The sequence below is a fragment of the Mycobacterium sp. MS1601 genome, from assembly GCF_001984215.1.
In the GTDB taxonomy this organism is placed as follows: Bacteria; Actinomycetota; Actinomycetes; order Mycobacteriales; family Mycobacteriaceae; genus Mycobacterium.
Genome location: NZ_CP019420.1, coordinates 4,628,415 through 4,650,695, shown reverse-complemented (window position 1 = coordinate 4,650,695; position 22,281 = coordinate 4,628,415). Strand labels below are relative to the sequence as shown.

19 protein-coding genes and 1 pseudogene are annotated in these 22,281 nt (G+C 66.0%); 12 read left to right on the top strand and 8 right to left on the bottom strand.

The genetic code is table 11. From position 1 onward, the window contains the following. The first annotated feature begins 10 nt into the window (after nt 1-10). From BVC93_RS22440 to BVC93_RS22430, 3 genes are all read left to right on the top strand, one after another. Nucleotides 11-976 (top strand): isopenicillin N synthase family dioxygenase, encoded by a 966-nt coding sequence (locus BVC93_RS22440; protein ID WP_083739391.1) that lies wholly within the window; start codon nt 11-13, stop codon nt 974-976. Nucleotides 977-1,166: 190 nt separating this feature from the next. Continuing rightward, a complete protein-coding gene (locus BVC93_RS22435; RefSeq protein WP_083739390.1) occupies nt 1,167-1,733 on the top strand; it encodes a hypothetical protein in 567 nt (188 codons plus the stop codon). Continuing rightward, complete coding sequence (locus BVC93_RS22430; protein WP_083739389.1) at nt 1,730-2,176, top strand: hypothetical protein; 447 nt, start codon at nt 1,730-1,732, stop codon at nt 2,174-2,176. The genes BVC93_RS22435 and BVC93_RS22430 overlap by 4 nt, the downstream gene beginning before the upstream one ends. On the opposite strand, the gene BVC93_RS22425 is transcribed toward BVC93_RS22430, so the two are convergent. Continuing rightward, entirely contained in the window at nt 2,162-3,097 is a 936-nt protein-coding gene (locus BVC93_RS22425; RefSeq protein ID WP_236950077.1) for a squalene cyclase, read from the bottom strand. The two genes, BVC93_RS22430 and BVC93_RS22425, sit on opposite strands and share 15 nt — an antisense overlap. Nucleotides 3,098-3,131: 34 nt before the next feature. On the opposite strand from BVC93_RS22425, the gene BVC93_RS22420 reads away from it, so the two are divergent. After that, the gene (locus tag BVC93_RS22420; RefSeq protein WP_083739387.1) at nt 3,132-3,848 is read left to right on the top strand and encodes a TVP38/TMEM64 family protein; all 717 of its coding nucleotides are present in this window, start codon (nt 3,132-3,134) and stop codon (nt 3,846-3,848) included. Between the two features lie 241 nt (nt 3,849-4,089). On the opposite strand, the pseudogene BVC93_RS22415 reads toward BVC93_RS22420, so the two are convergent. Continuing rightward, a pseudogene (locus tag BVC93_RS22415) lies at nt 4,090-4,524 on the bottom strand (FAD-binding protein); the annotation flags it as partial. Nucleotides 4,525-4,702: 178 nt separating this feature from the next. Between BVC93_RS22415 and BVC93_RS22410 the strand changes: the two are divergent. The 5 genes from BVC93_RS22410 to BVC93_RS22390 are packed head-to-tail and all read left to right on the top strand — an operon-like array spanning nt 4,703 to nt 9,741. Further along, a complete protein-coding gene (locus BVC93_RS22410) occupies nt 4,703-6,046 on the top strand; it encodes an FAD-dependent oxidoreductase (protein ID WP_083739385.1) in 1,344 nt (447 codons plus the stop codon). Then, entirely contained in the window at nt 6,043-6,738 is a 696-nt protein-coding gene (locus tag BVC93_RS22405; protein WP_083739384.1) for an alpha/beta fold hydrolase, read from the top strand. Before BVC93_RS22410 ends, BVC93_RS22405 begins: the two co-directional genes overlap by 4 nt. 9 nt (nt 6,739-6,747) lie before the next feature. Then, nucleotides 6,748-7,959 (top strand): acyl-CoA dehydrogenase family protein, encoded by a 1,212-nt coding sequence (locus BVC93_RS22400; RefSeq protein ID WP_083739383.1) that lies wholly within the window; start codon nt 6,748-6,750, stop codon nt 7,957-7,959. Nucleotides 7,960-7,981: 22 nt separating this feature from the next. Next, complete coding sequence (locus BVC93_RS22395) at nt 7,982-8,995, top strand: acetamidase/formamidase family protein (protein ID WP_083741244.1); 1,014 nt, start codon at nt 7,982-7,984, stop codon at nt 8,993-8,995. Nucleotides 8,996-9,006: 11 nt separating this feature from the next. Further along, nucleotides 9,007-9,741 carry an SDR family NAD(P)-dependent oxidoreductase gene (locus BVC93_RS22390; RefSeq protein ID WP_083739382.1) on the top strand — a complete coding sequence of 245 codons (735 nt, stop codon included), beginning with the start codon at nt 9,007-9,009 and terminating at the stop codon, nt 9,739-9,741. Between the two features lie 55 nt (nt 9,742-9,796). Here the strand turns inward: BVC93_RS22390 and BVC93_RS22385 are convergent, their stop codons facing one another. The 6 genes from BVC93_RS22385 to BVC93_RS22360 form a co-directional block, all read right to left on the bottom strand. Then, nucleotides 9,797-10,102, bottom strand: a complete 306-nt coding sequence (locus BVC93_RS22385) for a hypothetical protein (RefSeq protein WP_083739381.1) — start codon at nt 10,100-10,102, stop codon at nt 9,797-9,799. Between the two features lie 143 nt (nt 10,103-10,245). Beyond that, the gene (locus tag BVC93_RS22380) at nt 10,246-11,184 is read right to left on the bottom strand and encodes an antibiotic biosynthesis monooxygenase (RefSeq protein ID WP_083739380.1); all 939 of its coding nucleotides are present in this window, start codon (nt 11,182-11,184) and stop codon (nt 10,246-10,248) included. 24 nt (nt 11,185-11,208) lie between these two features. Next, entirely contained in the window at nt 11,209-12,408 is a 1,200-nt protein-coding gene (locus tag BVC93_RS22375; protein ID WP_083739379.1) for a TetR/AcrR family transcriptional regulator, read from the bottom strand. 74 nt (nt 12,409-12,482) lie between these two features. Beyond that, nucleotides 12,483-14,141: an alpha-keto acid decarboxylase family protein gene (locus BVC93_RS22370; RefSeq protein ID WP_192860070.1), complete on the bottom strand. Its 1,659-nt coding sequence runs from the start codon at nt 14,139-14,141 to the stop codon at nt 12,483-12,485. After that, nucleotides 14,138-15,772, bottom strand: coding sequence for an FAD-binding dehydrogenase (locus BVC93_RS22365; RefSeq protein WP_083739377.1), 1,635 nt, complete (start codon nt 15,770-15,772; stop codon nt 14,138-14,140). Before BVC93_RS22365 ends, BVC93_RS22370 begins: the two co-directional genes overlap by 4 nt. Before the next feature lie 100 nt (nt 15,773-15,872). Beyond that, nucleotides 15,873-16,175 (bottom strand): hypothetical protein, encoded by a 303-nt coding sequence (locus BVC93_RS22360; protein WP_083739376.1) that lies wholly within the window; start codon nt 16,173-16,175, stop codon nt 15,873-15,875. Nucleotides 16,176-16,651: 476 nt separating this feature from the next. Here BVC93_RS22360 and BVC93_RS22355 point away from each other — a divergent pair, with 476 nt between their 5' ends. Genes BVC93_RS22355 through BVC93_RS22345 form a run of 3 tightly spaced genes read left to right on the top strand, consistent with a single transcriptional unit; the run spans nt 16,652 to nt 22,192 of the window. Beyond that, nucleotides 16,652-18,124: a DUF3375 domain-containing protein gene (locus BVC93_RS22355; RefSeq protein WP_083739375.1), complete on the top strand. Its 1,473-nt coding sequence runs from the start codon at nt 16,652-16,654 to the stop codon at nt 18,122-18,124. Beyond that, complete coding sequence (locus tag BVC93_RS22350; protein ID WP_083739374.1) at nt 18,121-18,813, top strand: DUF4194 domain-containing protein; 693 nt, start codon at nt 18,121-18,123, stop codon at nt 18,811-18,813. Before BVC93_RS22355 ends, BVC93_RS22350 begins: the two co-directional genes overlap by 4 nt. Beyond that, nucleotides 18,806-22,192 (top strand): ATP-binding protein, encoded by a 3,387-nt coding sequence (locus tag BVC93_RS22345; protein ID WP_083739373.1) that lies wholly within the window; start codon nt 18,806-18,808, stop codon nt 22,190-22,192. Before BVC93_RS22350 ends, BVC93_RS22345 begins: the two co-directional genes overlap by 8 nt. Nucleotides 22,193-22,281 lie beyond the last annotated feature (89 nt).

Here is a 22,281-nt window from a genome sequence, read left to right as displayed (position 1 = left end):
GACACCCACCATGACAGAAATGACCGAACTGCAGCGCGAACGAGCGATGGGGGCAGTGGGTGCCGAGAGCGACCGCGAGGTACGGCGCATATCGCTGGTGGACCTGGCGGGCCGCCGCGATGAGATCGCCGACGAGTTGTGGAGTGCAGCAACTGATATCGGCTTCTTCCAGGTTGTCGACCACGGGATCGACCTCGGTAAGGTGCGCTCCGCCTTCGCGATGGCCGAGAAGTTCTTTGCCCTGCCGGAAGAGGTGAAGGCTCGCCGCCCCAAGCGCTTCAACTCAGGATGGGAGCAACTCACCCAGATCCGCCCTTCGGTCGGGGTTCCGGATCAGAAGGAGTCCTACCAGGTCACCCTGTCCAACATGGAGGGGCTCTGGCCAGATGAGCACGAGCTGGCCGGCTTCCGCGCCACGATGCTCGATTTCGAGCACCGATGCTGGACGCTGGCCATGGAGTTGCTGTCGTTGTTCGCCGCGAAGCTGGGCTTCGACCGGGACTTCTTCACCCGCGCTCACGATCCGTCGTCGAGCACCTATCAGAGCACCCTGCGTCTGTTGCACTACTTCGCACTCCCCGTGGAGGCTGACCTGACGGGCGTGTGGCGTGCTGGGGCACACACCGACTTCGACTGCCTGACACTGCTGTTCCAGCGCGACGGGCAGGGCGGACTGCAGGTGTGCCCCGGCAAGGAACGTGACGCCCAGCAGTGGACGTCGGTCCATCCGTCCGAGGACGCCATTACGTGCAACATCGGCGACATGCTGATGCGCTGGAGTGACGACCTGTTGCCGTCGAACTTCCACCGAGTCCGCAGTCCTGGTCCAGCCGATCACCGTGGGGCGCGTTACAGCATTGCCTTCTTCGCCCAGGCCAACAGTGAGGTCACCATCGCGGGCCCGCAAGGCAAGTACCCGCCGATCAGCGCGAAAGACTATCTGCAGCAACGTATCAACGCGAACTTCGCAAACTAGAAACCCGCTCTCACGTACGCCCGGGTGACAACGCATGTCGTCACCCGGGCGGACGACGTCGTCCCGAATTGACGTTTTCGAAGACGACGCTCGGGTATGCCCCCAGACACAAAGCTCGGCCCGGTCGGTCGACGAGCCCGAGGCATGAGGGGAGAGAGGGCCGACCGCAACGCATCAGGAGGTCACGACAATGCCCACGTGGGGATGGATTGCTCTGGCGGTGTTGGTGGTGGTGCTCGTCGGGGTCGCACTGGTGGCGGCCCGCACCCGCAGCTCCAAACACAGCGAACGACTCAAACGACACTACGGTCCGGAGTACGAGCGGGTGGTGGCACAGACGGGCGACCACCACGCGGCCGAAGCCGAACTCCTGGCACGCGAGCGCAAGGTCAAGAAGCTCGACATCGTGCCGCTGTCGGCGGATGCACAGCAGATGTACTCCGAACAGTGGAGAGCGGTGCAGACGGGATTCGTCGACAACCCGACGACCGCGGTCAAAGAAGCCGACATCCTGGTCAACCAGGTGATGCGTGAACGCGGTTATCCTGTCGATGATTTCGATCAACGCGCGGCCGACATCTCGGTGGACCACCCCGGCGTTGTCGAGGACTACCGCGCCGCTCACGGTATCTATCTGTCCCAACAGGGTGGCCGAACCGGGACAGAGATGCAACGCGAGGCGCTGGTGCATTATCGCGCACTGTTTCAGAAGTTGTTGGGAACCGAGCAGGACACGGCAAAGGAGGCCCGAGCATGACCACACCGCAGTACACCAATGAAAACCACCCCGAAGCAGTCGGCCCGTCCGACCGGCAAGTCGACCCGGCGTTCCGGCAGCCGGAGCAGACCACGGAGTTTGATCCCGCTCTGGCCCACCCGGCACCCACTGACGCGCCTCGCGCGGAGAGCGCCCCGGTATCGCAGAACTCCCACGAATCTCTGTTCAGCGAACGGGATCTCGGTGATCTTCGGTCGCGGTGGAGCGATGTCCAGGCATCGTTCGTCGATGACCCCCGCTCGTCTGTGCAGCAGGCCGACGGCCTGGTGTCCACGGCGGTGGAGCAACTGACCGCGGGCTTCTCCCAGACCAGGGCGCGACTCGAAGACCATTGGCAGCGCGGCGAGGAAGCCTCGACCGAGGACCTGCGAGTCGCGCTGCAGCGCTACCGTGACTTCTTCGACCGGTTACTCGCCGTCTAGGAAGCGCAGAGCTCGAATCGCGTGGAATGTCAGCCATTTCGAGGGCTGACCGTCAGGAACATCGACATCCACCCACACCCGACCCGGATGGCCCCTGGTTTGCAGCCAGGTGCCATCCGGACGGCGTGAGTTCCGGATCATCACCGCAGCCGCCGCCATCCTGGTGTCCGACCGGTTGGCAGCCCTGAAGTAGTCAACGGCACGCAGCACGCTGTAGCGCCATCGGAACGGATAGGTGAACTGGTCCACCCAATCGGCCACGGGCTCACCCGTGGACAAACGCTGGAACAGATTGCGCCGCAACAGGTACTCCTCGCCCGCCTGCCGCGCAGCGCGGGTTGACTCGGTCCCACCGCTCGCGGTGTCGAAGGCCAGTAGCCCGATCAGTGAGTTGAGCGTGGAGTGATACGACGAACGCGTCGACCCGTGCTCCCACTCACAGTTCCAGCCGCCATCCGGCAGCTGGTGCTCGACGAACCACTGGGCGATGCCCGCCACATCCGCACCCAGCCACACCCCGTTGGCCAGTGTCCAGGCATTGATGCAACAGTCCACCTCGCCACCCCAATACGGCAGGTTGTCGTACTCCCACCGGCTGTTGGCGGCCAGTCGGTCAGCGGTATCGCCCAGCACCTCGGCGTCGACACCCCACTCCCGCAGGTCCTTGAGCACCCACGTCGTGGCGGTCCAGGGCTGTTCTTCGACGGCTTCGTCGAAGTCGGCGGGAAAGAATGCGCCGCCGGCCCACTGGCCGTCGGGGTCCTGCCGTGCCAACAAGTGCGCGCCGTAGCCCTCGACTGGCACCCGTGCTCGGGTGGCCTCCCATACCTCGGCGGGCTCGTTCAGTAGATCGCGCTGGACCTGCCAGCGCAGAGCCGGATCGGAATCCAGCAGCCAGGCGGCAATCGGGTCGGAGGGCACAACCCGACTGTAATCAGGCAGGATGGCGGTCAGCATGACCGACATCGAGGGGCCTGCCGAACCCAACCGCCGGACACACCTGCTGCGCCTCGCGGTCTTCGCCGGGGTTCTGGCGGTGATGTTCTATCTCGTGACCGTCGCGCAAGTGATCGATGTCGACGCGGTCCGGGGTTTCATCAGCTCCGCCGGACCGGCCGCCCCGCTGGTCTACGTGGTGGTGTCGGCGGTGCTGGGCGCGATCCTGGTGCCGGGTCCATTGCTCGCCGCGGCCAGCGGCTTTCTGTTCGGGCCCGTGGTCGGAACGTTCGCGACCCTTGGCGCCACCGTCGGTACGGCAAGCATCACCAGCCTGATCGGCCGCCGCGCCGGCCGCGAGAGTGCCCGCGGTCTGCTCGGCGCGCAGCGTGCCGACCGGCTCGACGCGCAGATCGCCGGCCGCGGGCTGTGGGCGGTGGTGGGTCAGCGTTTTGTACCGGGGATCTCCGATGCCCTGGCCGCATACGTGTTCGGCGCATTGGGAGTTCCGTTGTGGCAAATGGCCGTCGGCGCCTTCATCGGGTCGGCGCCGCGGGCATTCGTCTACACCGCGCTGGGTGCGTCCATCGGCGAGTTCTCCGCTCCCCTGGCCTACACCGCGATCGCCGTCTGGTGCGTGACGGCCGTCATCGGGGCGTTCGCCGCGCACCGCGGCTGGCGTGCCTGGCGCGGCCACAAGAAGGCCCAACCCGACACGGCACACGAGTCCGAGTAGCTTCGGGCTGAGCTGCACCATGGCGTCTCGGGAATCCTTGAACTGAACGACACATAATCTGCTGCGACGACACGCCGATGCACGTCGCAATAGATTAAGCCTCGTGACAGCTCGGGCAGCTGCAGCACCGACACTCGCAGCAACCCGCCGGGAGGGGTGACAAAAGACGTCGACCCTGCCGCCACCACCAGGCCCTGACGAGCCAGGTTCACCAGCGCGGTCGTCTCGTCCGGCACCTGCACCCAACCTCCACAGCCATCAGGGCACCGTCGCCGGTGTCGAAGTCACAACCCAGTGTCTTGGACTGGAAAGCGCACGCCCCGGTGGCCAGCACCACCGCGGCCGCCTCGATCTGCACTACCTGTCCCGATTTACGCTGCACCGCAACAGCTCCCGACACGACGCCGGAGTCGTCGACGAGCAACTGCAGCGCCGGAGTGTGATCGAGGGCCCGCTCCATCCAGCTACGCCCGGTCAGCCCTGCACCCAGCTTCTCGCGGCTGGCAATCGCGGCGTCTCGAGCCTCCGGTTCGACGTACCAGACCCCGGTGCCCGCCGAGGCGGTGGCGCCGCTGCTGCCGGTGTAGCCCTTGTCGGCCACGACGACGTCGACACCGGTCGACCATCGAGCCAGCCAAACGATCGCCGAGATTCTAATTGCCGCAGGCAACGTCATCGACATCACGCGCGCCCGGGATGGCTGGAGAACGGGCGCTTCAGGCACACCGGAGGGTTCGATCCAAGGCCCTTCTCCCGCGAGACGCAGCCGCCTCGGTGTGACCCGAATCTCGCACGTAGGGCTTGAAACCTCCGCAGATCTACTTAGGCTTGGCTTACCTAAGGAAGGAAGGTGTATGCGGAAGATCCGTGTGGCCGTCATCGGTGCAGGTCCGGCGGGAATCTATGCCTCGGACATCCTGACCAAGGAGTACGAAGCCGCTCAAGTCGACATCTTCGACCGGCTGCCCGCACCCTACGGTCTGGTGCGCTACGGCGTGGCCCCCGACCACCCCCGCATCAAGGAGATCATCAAGGCACTGCGCCGGGTGCTCTCCCGTGACGAGATCCGGTTCATCGGCAATGTGCACTACGGCACCGACATCAAACTGGCCGACCTGCGCAGGCATTACGACGCGGTGATCTTCTCCACCGGGGCACGCGCTGACCGCGTGCTCGACATCCCCGGCGTCGAGTTGCCCGGCAGCTACGGTGCCGCCGATTTCGTCTCCTGGTACGACGGCCACCCCGACGTACCGCGGGACTGGCCGCTGGAGGCCAAGCAGGTCGCCGTGCTCGGCGCAGGCAATGTCGCACTCGACATCGCACGGGTGCTGGCCAAACCGGCCGATGAGCAGCTCACCACCGAGATTCCCGACAACGTGTACCAGGGCTTGAAACGCAACCAGGCCACCGACATTCACGTGTTTGCGCGGCGGGGTCCAGCACAGATCAAGTTCACCCCCATGGAATTCCGCGAGCTGTCGCACTCCCCCAGCGTCGACGTCATCGTCCATCCCGAGGGTTTCGAGATCGACGAAGCCAGCCAAGAGGCCATCAACACCTCCAAGTCCACTCGCCTGGTGGTGGACACCATGCTCAAGTACATGGAGCGTGAGCCGACGGGTGCCCCGCACCGCATCCACATCCACCTGTGCCAGGCACCGGTGGCAATCCTGGGTATCGACCGGGTAGAGGGCCTGCGCACCGAGCGTACAGAACTCATCGGCGACGGAACCGTCCGCGGCACCGGCGAATACGTCGACTGGCCGGTGGACGCGGTCTACCGTGCGGTCGGCTATCTGTCCTCACATCTCGCCGATCTGCCGTTCGACCACTTCGAAGGTGTGGTGCCCAACGCCGGTGGCCGGGTACTGGAGATGGACGGGGTGGAGATGAACGCCACCTACGTCACCGGCTGGATCAAGCGAGGACCCATCGGACTGATCGGCCACACCAAATCTGATGCCGCCGAAACCGTCTCGAACCTGTTGATCGACCTGCCCGGCATCCGTCCGCCGGAGATCTCCGATCCGGACGCCATTTTCGAGCACCTCACCAAGTCGGGCGTCGACTTCACCACGTGGCAGGAGTGGGAACGCCTCGACGCCCACGAGATGTCGCTGGGTGAGCCGTCCGGCCGTGAGCGCGTCAAGGTAGTCCCCCGCGAGGACATGGTGCGCGCCGGCCGCGTGGCGTGACACTCGAGCACCGACACTTCGGTGCGACAGCAGGATTCCCCGTCGTTCTGCACCACGGACTGGTCGGCTCGGCGCACGTCGGTGATGACTGGGCGCAGGCCTCCGCCGATGCCGGCATCCACCTGATCGCGGTGGCACGACCCGGCTACGGGCAGTCACCACCGGTTGAGATGTCCTGCATCGCAGACTGGTTCACCCTCGTCGCACCCGTCCTGGACACCGTGGACGCGTACGCGGTGTGGGGTGTTTCGGCGGGTGCTCCCTACGCCTATGCCCTGGCGGCGCAGGACCCCCGGGTCACCAGGGTGGCCGCCACCAGCGGGCTCGGGCACGTCGCCGATGCCGGAGTCCGGGCCCTGTACAACCAAACCTCCCAGCAGGCGTTCGACTTCTTCCGCACCGGACATCCCGACGAAGTCCGCCGTTACTGGAACGACGCCCTCGGGGGCGGCGTCACTCACGACGCCGGCCGCGAGGCCATCCTGCAGCAGCGCCCCTGGGGTTTCGACCTCGCGGGCATCGGAGTCCCCGTGGCGCTGTGGCACGCCCGCGAGGACACCATGGTGCCGTTCGCCACCGCCGAACGGATGCGCGACACGATTCCCGGGGCTGTCCTGCACGAACAGCCGGCTCCCGCGCACGTCCCCACACTGGACACCGTGCGCGCCGCCCTGGCGTTTCTGGGTGAGTAGGCTCACCCCATGTCGTTTTCACTCCAGCTCAGCGACGACGTGGTCGCCGTCCGCGATTGGGTGCACGAGTTCGCTGCCGAGGTGGTCCGCCCCGCTGCCGCCGAATGGGACGAGCGGGAGGAGACACCGTGGCCCATCATCCAGGAGGCCGCCAAGATCGGGCTCTACTCCCCTGATCTGTTTGCCCAACAAGCCGTCGAGGAGTCCGGCCTGGGCATGTTGACGGTGTTCGAGGAACTGTTCTGGGGCGACGCCGGTATCGCACTGTCCATCCTCGGGACCGGACTGGCCGCGGCAGCGTTGGCGGGCAACGGAACTCCCGAACAGTTGGGCCAGTGGCTGTTGCCGATGTTCGGCACTCCCGAGGAGCCGAAGCTGGGCGCGTTCTGTTCATCCGAACCCGACGCGGGTTCTGACGTCGGGGCCATCCGCACCCGTGCCCGCTTCGACCAGGCCACCAGGGAGTGGGTGCTCAACGGCACCAAGACCTGGGCCACCAACGGCGGTATCGCCGACGTCCACATCGTGGTCGCCTCGGTGTACCCGGAACTGGGTTCACGCGGGCAGGCCACGTTCATCGTCCCGCCCGGGACGCACGGACTCAGCCAGGGCCAGAAGTTCAAGAAACACGGTATCCGTGCCTCGCACACCGCCGAGGTGGTGCTCGACAACGTGCGCCTTTCCGAAGACCTGATCCTCGGTGGCCGGGACAAGTTCGAAGAGCGCATCGCCCGGGTGAAGTCGGGTGCGTCGACGGGCGGCCAGGCCGCCATGAAGACGTTCGAACGCACCCGCCCCACCGTGGGCGCCATGGCCATCGGTGTCGCGCGGGCCGCGTACGAGTACGCACTCGAATATGCCTGCCAGCGTGAGCAGTTCGGTCGCAAGATCGGCGAATTCCAGGCCGTGGCGTTCAAGCTCGCGGATATGAAAAGCCGTATCGACGCGGCGCGACTGCTGGTGTGGCGAGCCGGCTGGATGGCTCGCAACAACGTTGCCTTCGATGCCGCCGAGGGGTCGATGGCCAAGCTGGTGGCCAGCGAAACCGCGGTGTACGTCACCGACGAAGCCATCCAGATTCTCGGCGGCAACGGCTACACCCGTGACTACCCGGTGGAGCGCATGCACCGCGACGCCAAGATCTTCACCATCTTCGAGGGCACCAGCGAGATCCAGCGTGTGGTCATCTCCCGGGCACTCACTGGACTGGCCATCCGCTAGCCCAGCCACCAGGATGGTGGCCATGGAGCACGTCACCTTCATCCCGACCGTCGATCAGCTCAACTACACCTTCGGTGGCGCCGCGCCAGTGATGCGGATCAAACCGGGCACCGTGCTCACGTTGTGGACCGAGGACGCGTACGGCGGGCGGATCACCAGTCGAGACGACGTGGCCAGCGTGGCACTGGACACCGAGGACCTCAATCCGCAGACCGGCCCGTTCTACATCGAGGGCGCCGAACCGGGTGACACCCTGGCCGTGCACCTGGTGGACCTCACGCCGGCCCGAGCCTGGGGCGCGTCGACGCTGATCCCGTTCTTCGGCGGATTGACCAGCGTCCCTGCCAGCCCCACCCTGCAACCCGCCCTTCCCGAGCAGACCTGGATCTACGACTACGACTCCACGCGCCACACCGTGACGTTCTCCGCGCAGCGCAGCGATTTCGAGGTGGCTCTGCCTGCCAACCCGATGCTCGGCACCGTCGGCGTGGCACCGGGACGCCGCGAGGTACGCAGCTCGCTGGTGCCCGATTCGTTCGGTGGCAACATGGACACCCCCGAGATGGCGGCGGGCGCCACCTGCTATCTGGGCGTCAACGTGCCTGGCGCGCTCTTCTCCCTCGGCGATGGCCATTACCGCCAGGGCGAGGGCGAGTCGTGCGGCACCGCGGTCGAGGGTGCCATGCACGTCACCGCGATCGTCGACCTGATCAAGGGCGGTGCACCGGCGTGGCCGCGACTGGAGACCGACACCCACCTGATGGCCGTCGGCTCCGGCCGTCCGCTGGAGGAGGCGTGGCGGGCCGGTCAGGTCGAGATGATCACGTGGCTCGGGGAGCTCTACGGCCTGGATCGCCTCGATGCCTACCAGTTGCTGACCCAGATCTCGCAGGTGCCGATCGCCAACGTGGTGGACACCAATTACAGCGCGGTGACCAAGATCGACAAGCGACTTCTTCCGCCCGTGGCGGCATTCAGCGGTATCCATGCCGAATTCCGCACTGCGGCAGATGCTCTCGGTTCTATCAACTACTAGGAGACAACTACATGGATCTCGGCTTGGCAGGCAAGCGCTTCTTGGTCACCGGCGGCACTCGCGGTATCGGCCGCGCCATCGTCGAGGGGCTGCAGGCAGAGGGTGCGACGGTGGCCTATTGCGCGCGCACCGTCGACGACGAGCACACAGTCCCGGGAGCAGTGGGCACGTCGGTGGATGTGGCTGACAGCACCGCCCTTTCCGCATGGGTCACCGCCAGCGCCGAAGCGCTCGGCGGCATCGACGGCGTGGTGGCCAACGTCAGCGCCCTGGCCATCCCGGAGAACCCCGACAACTGGAAGGCCAGCTTCGAGGTCGACATGATGGGCACTGTCGCACTGGTGGACGCCGCGCTGCCGCACCTGTTGGAAAGCAAGGGCTCCATCGTGACCATCTCGAGTGTGTCGGGACGTGAGATCGATTTCGCCGCCGGCCCCTACGGCACGTTCAAGGCAGCCATCATCCACTACACCCAGGGTCTGGCCTATCAGTTGGCGGGCAAGGGCGTTCGGGCCAACACCGTGAGCCCGGGCAACACCTACTTTCCCGGCGGAGTGTGGCCGTCGATCGAGCAGAACAACCCTGAATTGTTCGCCACCGCACTGGGGCTCAATCCGACGGGGCGTATGGCCACTGCAGAGGAGGTGGCCAATGCCGTGGTGTTCCTGTCCAGCCCGGCAGCCAGCTTCATCACCGGGACCAATCTCCTGGTCGACGGCGCGTTGACCCGCGGCGTCCAGTTCTGACCCGAAACACCGAGGGGCGCCCTGCCACAGGGCGCCCCTCGGTTTGTGGTCTGGGTCAGCGGACGTTCACGTAGACCGTGGTGGTGGTGACCGGACCGAACTGCTTGTCGTCGTCGTGGTTGGCGCCGCTCACGGTGTGGGTGAAGGAGGCTCCTTCGCCGACGGACACCACGTTGGCTTCGGTCAACGGCCGCTCGGACAGGCGGTTGACCACTACGTCGTAGCCCTGCTCTTGCAGCGAGGAGATGGTCGCCTGCGCGTTGGTGTTGCCACTCGGGGCGGCCAGAGCCGGGGCTGCCAGGCCCAGCAAACCTACCGTCAATGCCGACGCGGTGGCGGCAGCGATTCCGAACTTCTTCATTTGTCGCACTTCTCTCTGTTCAATCACTTCGTCGACCGGTCGGTGCCAACGGCATCCCAGTCGCCCTAATTAACCTCGTGTTCACGTGATTAATTCCGAATGCACAAAACCCCGTGACACGGATTCGTGTGAGCGACAACACATCAGGGGTGGTTCCAGTACTGAAGCCACGGCACGGTCGCGAAGATCAGCAGCCACAGGGCGTACACCGCGGCCACGATCGCCGCCCCGCCCAGAGACACCCGCATCGATGCTCCGGCCACCGGATCCAGCCATCGCGCGAACAGACGTGTGGCGAACGGCATCAACCAGTAGGTCATCGCGGCCACGCACACCGACTGTGTGAGCCACGTCGACAGCCACGGATGTGCACCCCACTGCACCCACACCGGGGCGGCGAAGCGGCTCACCGTCATCGCGGTGGGATAGAGCACCAGCACGATCAGCATCGCGGTTCGCCACTTCGGCGTCACGCGCGGCCGCCCGTCCTGGAAACGCAGGATCGAACCGAACGGCGCGTCGACGGTGAAGTCCTTCGTCAGGTTCGCCCGCAGGTGGGGCACGCGGTCGGCGCGTTCGTCGGAGGCCAGCCACGCCGACAACTGGTCATCGGTGTGGAAGCTCAGAATCGACACCCACTGGTCGTGCCCGGGTAGCGGCGGCAACAAGACCAGCGAATCGAATCCGGGATAGTTTGCGGTGGCCGCCGCGATCGCCTCTTCGGCGGCCACGAATCCTGCGGTGCGTCCAGGGATCACATCGTGGCGGAACACCGCGGTGCCCGGTGGCAACCGGTGACCGTCGCCGAACAACAACACCGACGACTTCCCCAGCACCCCGGCGGCACCGGTGAACGCCGCGCGGTAGGCCGGCGAATCCAGCCAGTTGTTCAGGCGCTCGCCGGTGTCGAAGGTGACTGCGACCGCGCGGGCCAGCTCACCACCCTCTTGTGACAACCGCACCGCTCGGAATCCGGGCATGGCGGCAGCCGAGGCGGTGACCTCGTCGCACCAGGATGTCAGCTGCTCAGGCGCCGCAGCGTGCAGCAGGACCACGCCGGTGGCTGCATTGTCGACAGACATGGGTCATTCATAGACCACCGATGCTCAGCCCAGCAGGACCGTGAGCATCAGGTGCCGCAGGATCGCCCGCGCCCGCACGGGGTCGTCGTCGAACAGCCGCCCCATGTCGACGGCGAGTGCGAAGGCGGCGTGGACGGCGAACCGCGCTTCGTCGGGGGTGCAGCCGGGGCGGGCCGCGGCCACCTGACTGGACCAGGCCTCCACGGTGGCGCGCTGGATGTTGTGGATCACCGCGCGGTCCTCGGCAGGCACGTTGGGCCGCTCGGCGTAGTACACGTAGGCCAGTTCGCGGCTGGCTATGGATCGCTGCACATAGGCGTCCACCAGTCCGGTGACCGCTTCGCGCGGGCCGGCCGCGACCGACAGAACGTCGACGGCGTCGCCGGAAACCCGGTCGGCGCCGCGCAGAAACAGTGCCGTCAGGATGGCGCCTTTGCTGTGGAAGAACCGGTAGATGGTCGGTGGCGACATGTCGACGGCAGAGGCGATGTCGTCGACCCCGGTGTCGCGGTATCCCCGTTCGTTGATCAGCACCAGCGCCGCGTGCAGGATCTGTTCGTACTCCCCTGCTGCCGCGCCCACAACACGACGACGTGGTGCGGCCTCCGTGGCTGCGACGGTGGGCAGGTCGGTGTCGCGAATATCTCGAGCGATGCGGTTCATGGTCGCCTGAACGCGCTCGGTGGACAGCCGGGCGTGGTGGTCGGTGATGCTGCCGATGACGCTGAGCACCGCTGATGTCAGGATGGTGCGCTGCTTGCAGGTCAGGTTCGGCCGCAGCGCCGACATGGGCTTCTGCAGTCGCTTGTTCACCAGAGCCATTTGGCCGTCGAGCACCTGCTGGTGCTCGGGCTCCAGAAAGCGGCCTTCCCAGCGGTACATGCCACCGCTGGCGCGATTCTTCAGCGCCGAGTCCGTCAACGACGCGACAGCCAGATCCCAGTTCTGGGCGGCGGCCTCCTCGGGAGCATCCTCCAGGTAGGCGGTGAGCTCGAGGAGATGCTCCCCCATGCCCAGCACCGCTGCGCGGAAGAGGTCGTACTTGCCGGCGTAGTGGCGGTACAGCGACGCCGCCGTCACGCCGACCCGGCGGGCGATGTCCTCCATGCTGACGCCGTGGTAGCCGAGTTCACTGAACGCCTCGGCCGACGCACGAGCGATCTGCTCCTTGCGGTCTTTCGGCCGCGTGCGGCGCTCAGAGCTCACGGGGCTGACGCTGGCCATCTGAATACTTTATAGGTGACCTCGAACTCTGCTGTCGCCCAGAACTTCGCGGGCAGACGTTCAGCAAAACGCCATCATGGTGTGAGCGGGTTTCCCGGACCGTACACGCCGTAGTCGTAGACGCGGGTGCCGTCACCGACGAACCTTGTTGCCGGTGTCATGTCCAACGGCTGCAGGGCCACCTCGATGAAGCACAGCCGGCCAGTGCCGGCGGCCTCGCCCATCGCCGCATCCAACTCGGCGACGGTGGTGCAGACGCGGCTGAGCAGTCGGTCCTCGTCGATGCCGAAGACCCGGGGAACGTCATGGTAGGCCCAGTTGGCGACGTCGTTGTAGGGCGAGTGGGCACCGAGGATAGCTCGCTCGATGGTGTACCCGCGGTTGTTGAGCAGAAAGATCACCGGGTGATGGCCACCACGGATAATGGTGGACAACTCCTGAGCGGTGACCTGGAACGAGCCGTCGCCGGTGCACAGGACGTGACGCCGCTCGGGTTCGGCCACCATGGATCCGAGCAGCGCAGGCAGCGCGTATCCGATTGAGCCCCAGCTTGATTGATTGATGTAGCCGGTGCCAGGCGGCAACGTCATCCCGACGGTGTTCTGCGCCGACGTGCCCGTCTCGGCAACCAGCACATCGCCCGAGCGCAGGAAGTCCTGCAGTCGGGAGAAGAACAGCGCCTGGGTCAGTGCGGTGCCGTCCACCGGGGTGTCGACAGCCGGCGTGGTACTCCACCACGGCTCTCGCGGCGAGATCGCCTCTCGAAGAGCCACAAGAATTTCCGCGATACCGGTGCCGTAGAAGACGTCGGTTCCCACCTGAGTGAAGGTGGGTTGCAACCGCACCATCGGTACTTCGTCGAAGTCCAGCGAAAATCCGCCGGTGGTGACGTCGGAGACGGTCAGCCCGCAGGCGATCATCAGATCGGCGTCCTCGAACACATGCCGGCGGTCCCCACCGGGCAGCATGCCCTGGAACTGCGGGCGTGCGCTGTCGGCGTAGTGCACCGCGGGCAGGGTGCAGAAGTACGGCAGACCGGCAGCGGCGCAGAACTCCTCGATCGCTGCCAGTGCACCGAAACGCACAGCCGGCGCGTCGAACAGCAGCAGGGGCCGTCGCGCCTGCGCCAGCGCCTGCGCAACCGCGGCGACAGCATCGGCGCGCTGCGGACCCGCCGGCATCGGATCCTGCAGCGACAGCACGTCGTCGGGCACTGCGATCTCGACGTGAGCCAAGTCCGAGGGCAGTTCCAGGCGCACCGGCCGCCGCGACCGCAACGCCGTCAGCAGCGCGTGGTCGATCACCTCGACGGCGTTGGCGGGCGATATGGTGGCCGAGTATTCGGTGAACTCCGCGAATGCTCGGTGCACGTTGCGGTAGCCGCCGTCGAGCAGACTGTGGTGCAGCGAAACCCTGCCGAGCACAGCGTGTTCCGGTGGTGAGCCGGAGATGTGGATCAGCGGGATGTGCTCGCAGTAAGCACCGGCAATGCCGTTGAGTGCACTCAGGCAGCCCACGCCGTAGGTGGTGACCAGCACCCCGGGCTTGCCGGAGCGGGCGTACCCGTCAGCGGCGTAGGCCGCGTTCAACTCGTTGCAGTTGCCCACCCAGTGGATACCGGGATGGGCCTCGAGTTGCTCGAGGAAGGCCATGTTGTAGTCACCCGGGACGCCGAAGACGTGGGTGGTTCCGATCTCGGCCAGCCGGCGCAGCAGGAAATCACCGATTTTCACCCGACACTCCTTGCGATGTTGCGGCCCGCGGTGCGGCCGGTGAACAGACAACCTCCGACGAACGTGCCTTCCAGGGAACGGTTCCCGTGGATGCCCCCGCCGCCGAAGCCCGAGACTTCGCCGGCGGCATAGAGCCCGGACAGCGGTTCTCCGGTTTCCCCGAGCACACGGCCCTGTAGATCGGTCTGTAACCCGCCCAACGTCTTTCGGGTGGTGATGTGTAGTTTGACGGCGATCAGGGGACCTGCCTGAGGATCGAGGATGGGACCGGGTTTGGCGACCTTGAACCGGTCCGGCCAGTAGCGCCTGGCGTTGTGGATCGCGGCGAACTGCGGGTCCTTGCTGTACCGGTTGTGTACCTGGGAGTCTCGCGCTTTGATTTCCCGCTCCAGCGCGGCGGCGTCCACGGACATGGCCGCAGCTAGTTGCCCGACCGTCGGCGCGGACACGAAGTCCTTGCCGCGCTCCAGGAACTGTCGGTTGGCGGCGCCGATCCTGGGTCGCACCAATCCTGTTATCGCCGCCCACGCGTGGCGTCCGGTGATTGCCGGGTTGAGTTCTTGGCCGGACATCGCGAACTCCCGGCGGAAGATCGCGGCGTTCATCACCAGCCATGAGTGCGAGTGTCCGGAGTCCATGACGTACCGGACGGCGCCCACGGTGTCGAAGTTGGGGAACAGCGGGGCAGGCAGTCTCCTGCCCGCACCGTCGAGCCACAGCGCGGAAGGTCCTGCCGTGACGTGGATTCCGTGGTCAGGCCAGAGCGGGTCGATGTTGGCAACGCCGTCGGGGTAGAACCAGAGTCGGTTCTCGTTGGCGACCTTGGCGCCGGCCTTGCGTGCGATGGCGATCATCGCGCCGTCGACGTAAGCCGGGTTGCCGCACAGCATTCCGTCGGGGTAGCGCCCGAAGCTCTGCGTGAACAACTCCTTGACCAGGGTCGGATTGCCTCCGACGCCGCCGGTGGCCAGCACGACGGCCGACGCCTGCGCACTGAAGTACCCCACCTCGGTGTTCGTGGACGGCGCTCCGCGGGGGTGCGCCGAGGCGCCCAGCACCGTGCCGTGGACACCGGTGACCGTGCCGTCGGTGAGGTCGAGCTCGTCGACTCGGTGCCGAAACAGGCGTCGCACCAACCCGCGCGACTCGGCGTCGAGCACCCGCGTGGCGAACACGTCGACCAACCCGGGGCCGGTACCCCAGGTGATGTGGAAGCGCGGCACACTGTTGCCAGAGCCGAGTGCGCCACGCCCGCCGCGTTCCGGCCAGCCGGGGATCGGAAACGCGCGCCAGCCGAGACTGCGCAGCCACCGACGCTTCTCACCGGCGGCGAAGTCGACGTAGGCACCAGCCCACTGTCGTGGCCAGTGGTCGTCGTCGGTGAACTGCGCCGAGCCCAGCCAGTCCTGCCAAGCCAGCTCACGTGAGTCGCGGATACCGCAGAGCCGCTGCTCAGGTGTGCCAACCATGAACAGTCCGCCGAACGACCAGTAGGCCTGACCGCCGAAATCCTGAGGCCCCTCCTGGTCGATCAGCAGCACGGTTCTGCCCGATGCGCTGAGCTCGTGGGTGGCCACCAGTCCGGCCAATCCGTGACCGACGACGATCACGTCCGCCGTGAGCACTGTCATCGTGTGCCGAACCTTCCCGTCGTTGCCACCGCGACGGTACCGGCGAGAGTGCAAAAAGAGGCGCCCCCTCGCGGGAGCGCCCCTTTCTCGGGTCGATCGACTACTTCACGGTGACGTAGATGGTCTGTGTGGTCACAGGCACCGAGTAATCACTGCTGCTGGCGTCGGCGGCGACGTTGTGGCTGAAGGCCGGGCCCTTGCCCATCGACACGACGTTCGCGTCGGCCAGTGGGGCTGCGGACAGCCGGTTCACGATCACCTTGTAGCCCTGGTCCTGCAGCGAGGAGATGGTGGCCTGAGCATCGCCACTGCCACTGGGGGCGGCAAGAGCCGGAGCGGCCAGGCCCAGGGCGCCTGCGGTCAGCGCGGTGGCAGCGATGGTGGCAAATCCCAGATTCTTCATGATCAGTCTTCTCTCGTCATGTAGTTTCGTTCCAACCGCGACTCTGCGAGGTGCGGTTCCAGTCGGTTCAGGAGGGGGTTCTGATTCCGATCTGATCGTTGAAACCAGCAGCTCAGGCCGATACATTTCCGTTGGCAGAAAATTGTTGCCGGTTGGCAGTAATTGATCTGTACCCACCCCTGACGCATGTGCACTGTCACCGATCCGGTGAATTATTCCCAGCCGAAATCAGCTCATGGCAAACACATAAAAGACAGTCTGTCGGTTGGTGGCGACGGGCCACCCCCAACCGACCTTCCGTGGGGCACAAGCGGCGCGAGAGACGCCAGTAAACCCGAGTAACGCCTGTTCCATGTCACATCACCCACACACCGCGATCCGTCCCCAACACGCCGCCCCGGGGCGGCACCGGACGGCGTGGGTCGCCTATCTTGGACGGTTCCACGGCAGCGCGGAACGGCGGGAGGGACGGGTAGTTGGACGACAACACGACACTGTCTGCCACAGACCTGCTCGACCTCAACCGCGGAATCCAGAGCTCCCCGACCCTGCGCCTGCTGGCCACCACCAACCTCGGTGTGTACGCCACGCTGATGGAACGTCACCTCAGCGGCGGCGTCGTCCCGGAAACGGAGTTGGTGGTCGCCCTGGAACGCGACCTCGGCGCGGTGCACGACAACGACGCGCAGTCCGGGCTCGGGCTGATCAAGTCCTGGGCCAGCCAGGGCTGGCTGCACCGGGTCGCCGACACCCGATCCGGTTACGAGCGCAACCTCTGCTACCTCACCCAGGAGGCGCGGCGGGCGCTGGACTTCATACGAGGCATGCGCCGCCAGGACACCATCGCCACCGGCGGCTCCATCAACGGCATCGCCTCCCGGCTCAAGCAGGTCGCCCTGCGGGTGGACACCAACCCGGAGCGCATTCGCAGGAGCATCGAGGCCGAGATCGAGGCGCTGCACCGTGAGCTCGACGGGCTCCAATCAGGTGAGATCGAACGTAGCGAACCCGACCTGACGGATTCCTACGACGAGGCCCGCGCCATTGCGCTGCAGATGGAGCGCCTGATCACCGACATCGGCCAGTACGGCACCATGATCGAACAGGCCACCGCCGCACTCGACGAGCCCATCGACAGCAATGTCGAATACCGCGACCGGCAGCGCCAGATGTACGCCGATTACCAGGCCGCCTGGGACTCGCAGGGCCGCGACTCCCACCGTGCCTTCCTGCGGATGGTCAACGATCCCGAGCAGCGCGCCGAGTTCGAAGCCGACGTGACCGCAGTCGCGGAGGCTCTGCCGGCCCTCGACCCGCAGCTGCGCAAGGTGATGGCCGGCTTCTTCGAACTGGTCGGCCATCAGATCGACGAGGTGGAGCGCATCCAGCAGCGCTGCGCCCAGCGTGTCAAGCGTTTCACCGCATTCGGCACACTGGAGCAGAGCCGCGGCGTGGCACGTCAACTCAACGAGGCCATCGGTGCTGCCCGCAACCTGCTCAAGGCCTCTCTGACCGACTCGCGCCTGGAAATCGAGCTGCCCCTGGCGCGGCACGCCATCAGTTCCATTGGCGCACTGAGCTTCCGGATCGGCGACCTGTCCAACCCGAAGCCCGCCCATACCGCGGGCAGCGAGCTGGACCTGTCCAGCTTCGCCGCGCTCACCACCCAGGTCGACGCCCCCGCGATGTCGGACATGATCAACAACGCCATCAAGACCTCCCCGCTGTCGCTGCCCGACGCGGTGGATCTGCTGGACTCGGCCTATTTGGGCCACGTCATCGTGCTGTGGTCGTGGGCACTCAAACAACCGCACGACTCCGAATCCGAGTTGACTCACGTGGTCGAGAAAGTACGGTTCCGATCACTCGACGGCCGTGACCGCGAGATGGAGGTTCCGCGCCTGATGTTCACCGAGCCCATCTCCAGCCTCCAGGGAGTCACCCAGTGACCGAAACTGACATCGATTTCTCGTCGCTGCCCCAGGTCGACCAGAACACCCGTACCCCGCACCAGAAGCGTCCCCGATTCGAGGGCGATGTCAGCGAGTTGCCCGACCGCGCGTGCTGGGCACTGCAGCAGCTGTTGACCCGGCGCTACATCAGCGCCGAGGCCGACCGCGACCTCTACAGCTGGGTACTGGAATATCGCAAAGACCTCACCGTGCGGCTGTCGGAACTGGACCTGCTGCTGCGCCTCGTAGAAGGCGTCGGCGGAGGTGACGGAGTGGCGTTCGTCGAGCAGGCTCGCTACGAATCCGCAAGGGGTGCCAAGCTTTTGCGTCGCGAGCCGCTGGGCACCTACGACTCGATCCTGGCGCTGCACCTGGCGCAGATGATGCGCGCCTCCGGCGACAGCACCGTGCTGATCAGCCGTGACGAGGTCCACGGCCTGTTCTCCGGGGTGCTCAATGACATCGACCGCGACACGGTGACGTTCACCGCTCGCATCGACGCCGCGATCGCCCGGCTGGCTGGTCTGGACATCCTGCGCCGCAGCCGCGACGACGAGGACAGCTACACCGTCAGCCCCGTCATCACCGCGGTCATGACCGCCTCGGTGATCGCCGAACTGCAGCAGCAGTTCGAACTGCTGCTGCGAGGCGGCAGCCCAGAAGTAGAGGTTGAACTCGATGCCTGAGCAGTTCCATCTGTCCCGCCTGCAGGTCATCAACTGGGGCGTGTTCGACGGCTACCACTCCATTCCGTTCAGCGCGGGGGGAGCGTTGATCGCCGGCGCCTCAGGTAGCGGCAAATCCTCTCTGCTGGATGCGATCTCGCTGGGCTTCCTGCCGTTCAACCGGCGTAACTTCAACGCCTCGGGTGACAACTCTGCCGCCGGCTCCAGCGCGGGCCGCCGCACCGTCGACAAGTACGTGCGCGGGGCCTGGGGTCAGCGCAGCGACGGTGGCACATCAAAGGTGATGTACCTACGCGGGGACGGCACCGCGTGGTCGGCCATCGCCGTCACCTACACCAGCAACACCGGTCGGACCGTCACCGGACTTGTGCTCAAATGGCTGACCGGTGAATCACGCTCGGATTCTTCCAGCCGATTCGTGTTGGCTGACGGTGACCGCGACATCGAGGACGTCTGCAACCGCTGGGCCTCGGGGCGCTTCGACAGCGGCGTCTTCAAAGAAGACAGCTGGCGGTTCTCCACCAAGGTGGAGTCGCAATACCTGGCCCAGCTGTACGCCACCATCGGCATTCGCGCCTCCGACGCCGCCCAGCAGCTGCTCGGCAAGGCAAAGTCGCTGAAAAGTGTTGGTGGGCTGGAACAGTTCGTGCGCGAGTTCATGCTCGACGAGCCCGACAGCCTGGCTCGCCTGCCCGAGGCGCTCAAGCAGATCGACCCCCTGGTCGAAGCCCGCGAACTGCTGGCCGTCGCACAACGCAAACGCAAGATCCTCGGCGACATCGAGAAGATCCAGCAGCGCTACGCCTCGGAATCCTCCGACCTGGGCATCATCGACCTGGTGGACGCGCCGATGGTGCGCGCATACACCGACCATGTGCGGCTGCAACAGTGCCCGGCCCAGATCGAGTCGCTGGACAACACCATCGATCAGCTGGGCAACGAGTACGAGGACGTCACCCGATCCCTGAACCTGGCCAAGGCCGAAGCGGATTCACTCAACGCACAGATCAGCGGATCCAGCGCCAGCATCGGCCCGCTGCAGTCACAGGTGCAGGCCGCCGAGGCCCAGGCCGAGGAGATCTCGCGGCGCCGCAACGCCTATGAGTCACTGCTGGAAGTGCAGGGCATCCGTCCGCCCGAGCACGCCGACGACTTCTGGAACCTGCGTGAGGAACTCACCACTGCGGCCACCGAACTGATGGCCAAGCTGGATCGCAGCCGGGAGGCCTCCACCGACGCCGAGTACAGCCAAAAGGTGGCACGGATGGCCCGCGATGACGCGGCCAAGGAACTCAAGCGCGTCGAGCACGTTGGTTCCGCGCTGCCCGAATCTGCGATCGACATGCGTGAACTCATCTGCGCCGCAGTCGGTCTCGATGCTTCCGAGCTTCCGTACATCGCCGAGCTGATGGATCTGCGACCCGAGCACAGTCGCTGGCGGGTCGCGGTGGAGAAGGTGCTGAGAGGCGTCGGCCTGAGGCTGCTGGTGCCCGACCGCCACTACGGCGCGGTGCTGCGTTTCGTCAACGAGACCAACATGCGCGGACGGCTGCAGCTGCACCATGTCCGGGCCAGTTTGGTCGGCAAGACACCAGAGGAGGCTGAGCCGAACACGTTGGCCGGCAAGCTCTTTGTCGTTGACCCCACTCACCCGTGCGCGGCCGAGGCAGCCGAGGTCGTGGCCGCCGCCGGCGACCACATCTGTGTCGACACTCCCGATGTGTTCCCCCGCTTCCGGCGTGCGGTTACCGACACCGGCCTGTACAAGGACTCCGACCGGTTGGCCGTCAAGGACGACCGCCGCCCACTCAAGCAAGCCGACTACATCTACCAGGGTGACGTCCGCGCCAAGATCGACGCACTCACCGTCGACCTGGCCGCGGCCGAGGAGGCGTACCAGAAGGCGCGCCGCGCCGCCGACGACATCGCCGCCGAACGCCAGCAGATGCGCGACCGAGCCGCGGCCAACAAAGCCATCTGTGAACAGTTTCCGCAGTGGAACCACATCGACACCGAGACCGCCGACAAGCACCACGACCGGCTGCGAGAGCAGTTCGAGATCCTGTTGGCCGACCATCCGGACATCGAGGCGCTGTCGGCGCGCTCGGAGGAGTGCTGGGCCGAGATCCAGACACTGATGACCCGCCGCGGCGCCATACAGACTCGGCGCGATGAGCTCGACAGCCGCCGCACCCGGCTGCTGGAGCTCTCCGAACGGCTGCAGCCTGCCTTCGTCTCCGAGCCACTGACCGAACTGTTGCACCGCTACGCCGACGACGTGCCGGTGGCACTCGAGCTGCTCAACCCGGAGCCGCACCGCGAGGCCGTGTTCACCACCATTCGTCGCGAACGCGAGCAGCTGCGTGAGAGCCGCAGGCGTTCCTACGATGAGCTGGCCCGCATTCTCAACACCTTCGACACCGCGTTCCCCGATGCCATCCCCAACGACAGCGACGTGTTCGACGAGCGAGTCCACGACTACGTGGCGCTCTGCCGGCACATCGATGAACGCGAGCTGCCCGAGGCCTACGAGCGGATGATGCGTCTGGTCACCGAGCAGGCGCCGGATGCCATCCTGACGTTGCACCGGGTAGCCGAGCAGGAGACCCGCCGCATCAGCGAGCAGATCACCCGTGTGAACACCGGTCTCGGCGCGGTGGAGTTCAATCGCGGCACCCGTCTGACGCTACGGGCCACCCCGCGGCATCTGACCGCTGTCGCCGAGCTCACCGAGATCGTGAAGGCCATCTCGCGGCGTATCGCCGAGGTGGGCCTGGGAGACAAGCAGGCCATCTTGGATCAGTACGCCGACATCCTTCGGCTGCGCAATCGACTGGCATCCACGGCGCCAGAGGACAGGGCGTGGACCCGTGACGCGCTCGATGTGCGGAACCGGTTCACCTTCGACTGCGCCGAATGGGATGTTCGCAGTGAGGAATTGATCCGCACGCACAGCAATGCCGGCGACAACTCCGGCGGCGAGCAGGAGAAGCTGATGGCGTTCTGCCTGGCAGGCGCACTGAGCTTCAACCTGGCCAGCCCCGCGCAGAACCCGTCGACGGCGGGCGCCGAGGCCGACAACAAGCCGGTGTTCGCACAGCTGATGCTCGACGAGGCATTCAGCAAATCCGACCCACAGTTCGCCCAGCAAGCACTGCAGGCGTTCCGGAAATTCGGCTTCCAGCTCGTCATCGTGGCCACGGTGCAGAACGCCACCACCATCCAGCCCTACATCGACAGTGTGGTGATGGTGTCCAAGAAGGAGGCCACCGGTCGTAATGCCAGGCCCGTCGCGACGGTGGCCACCAAGACCATCTCCGATTTCACCGCGCTGCGCCAGGAGATGACGGCGGCGTCCAAGGTGCCCGCAGTGGTGTGATCAGGGCTGGGCCGGGAGCACACTGCGCCGCCACGCCATGGCTGCGTGCGCCGTGAGCTGGTGGTACATCAGCCAGGACAAGTCGGCGT

What these genes read in the sequence shown, in the direction of transcription:
- BVC93_RS22440 (WP_083739391.1), top strand. Translation starts at nt 11, where the DNA reads ATGACAGAAATGACCGAACTGCAGCGCGAACGAGCGATGGGGGCAGTG.
- BVC93_RS22435 (WP_083739390.1), top strand. Translation starts at nt 1,167, where the DNA reads ATGCCCACGTGGGGATGGATTGCTCTGGCGGTGTTGGTGGTGGTGCTC.
- BVC93_RS22360 (WP_083739376.1), bottom strand. Translation starts at nt 16,175, where the DNA reads ATGAAGAATCTGGGATTTGCCACCATCGCTGCCACCGCGCTGACCGCA.
- BVC93_RS22430 (WP_083739389.1), top strand. Translation starts at nt 1,730, where the DNA reads ATGACCACACCGCAGTACACCAATGAAAACCACCCCGAAGCAGTCGGC.
- BVC93_RS22420 (WP_083739387.1), top strand. Translation starts at nt 3,132, where the DNA reads ATGACCGACATCGAGGGGCCTGCCGAACCCAACCGCCGGACACACCTG.
- BVC93_RS22345 (WP_083739373.1), top strand. Translation starts at nt 18,806, where the DNA reads ATGCCTGAGCAGTTCCATCTGTCCCGCCTGCAGGTCATCAACTGGGGC.
- BVC93_RS22395 (WP_083741244.1), top strand. Translation starts at nt 7,982, where the DNA reads ATGGAGCACGTCACCTTCATCCCGACCGTCGATCAGCTCAACTACACC.
- BVC93_RS22365 (WP_083739377.1), bottom strand. Translation starts at nt 15,772, where the DNA reads ATGACAGTGCTCACGGCGGACGTGATCGTCGTCGGTCACGGATTGGCC.
- BVC93_RS22385 (WP_083739381.1), bottom strand. Translation starts at nt 10,102, where the DNA reads ATGAAGAAGTTCGGAATCGCTGCCGCCACCGCGTCGGCATTGACGGTA.
- BVC93_RS22380 (WP_083739380.1), bottom strand. Translation starts at nt 11,184, where the DNA reads ATGTCTGTCGACAATGCAGCCACCGGCGTGGTCCTGCTGCACGCTGCG.
- BVC93_RS22390 (WP_083739382.1), top strand. Translation starts at nt 9,007, where the DNA reads ATGGATCTCGGCTTGGCAGGCAAGCGCTTCTTGGTCACCGGCGGCACT.
- BVC93_RS22400 (WP_083739383.1), top strand. Translation starts at nt 6,748, where the DNA reads ATGTCGTTTTCACTCCAGCTCAGCGACGACGTGGTCGCCGTCCGCGAT.
- BVC93_RS22410 (WP_083739385.1), top strand. Translation starts at nt 4,703, where the DNA reads ATGCGGAAGATCCGTGTGGCCGTCATCGGTGCAGGTCCGGCGGGAATC.
- BVC93_RS22375 (WP_083739379.1), bottom strand. Translation starts at nt 12,408, where the DNA reads ATGGCCAGCGTCAGCCCCGTGAGCTCTGAGCGCCGCACGCGGCCGAAA.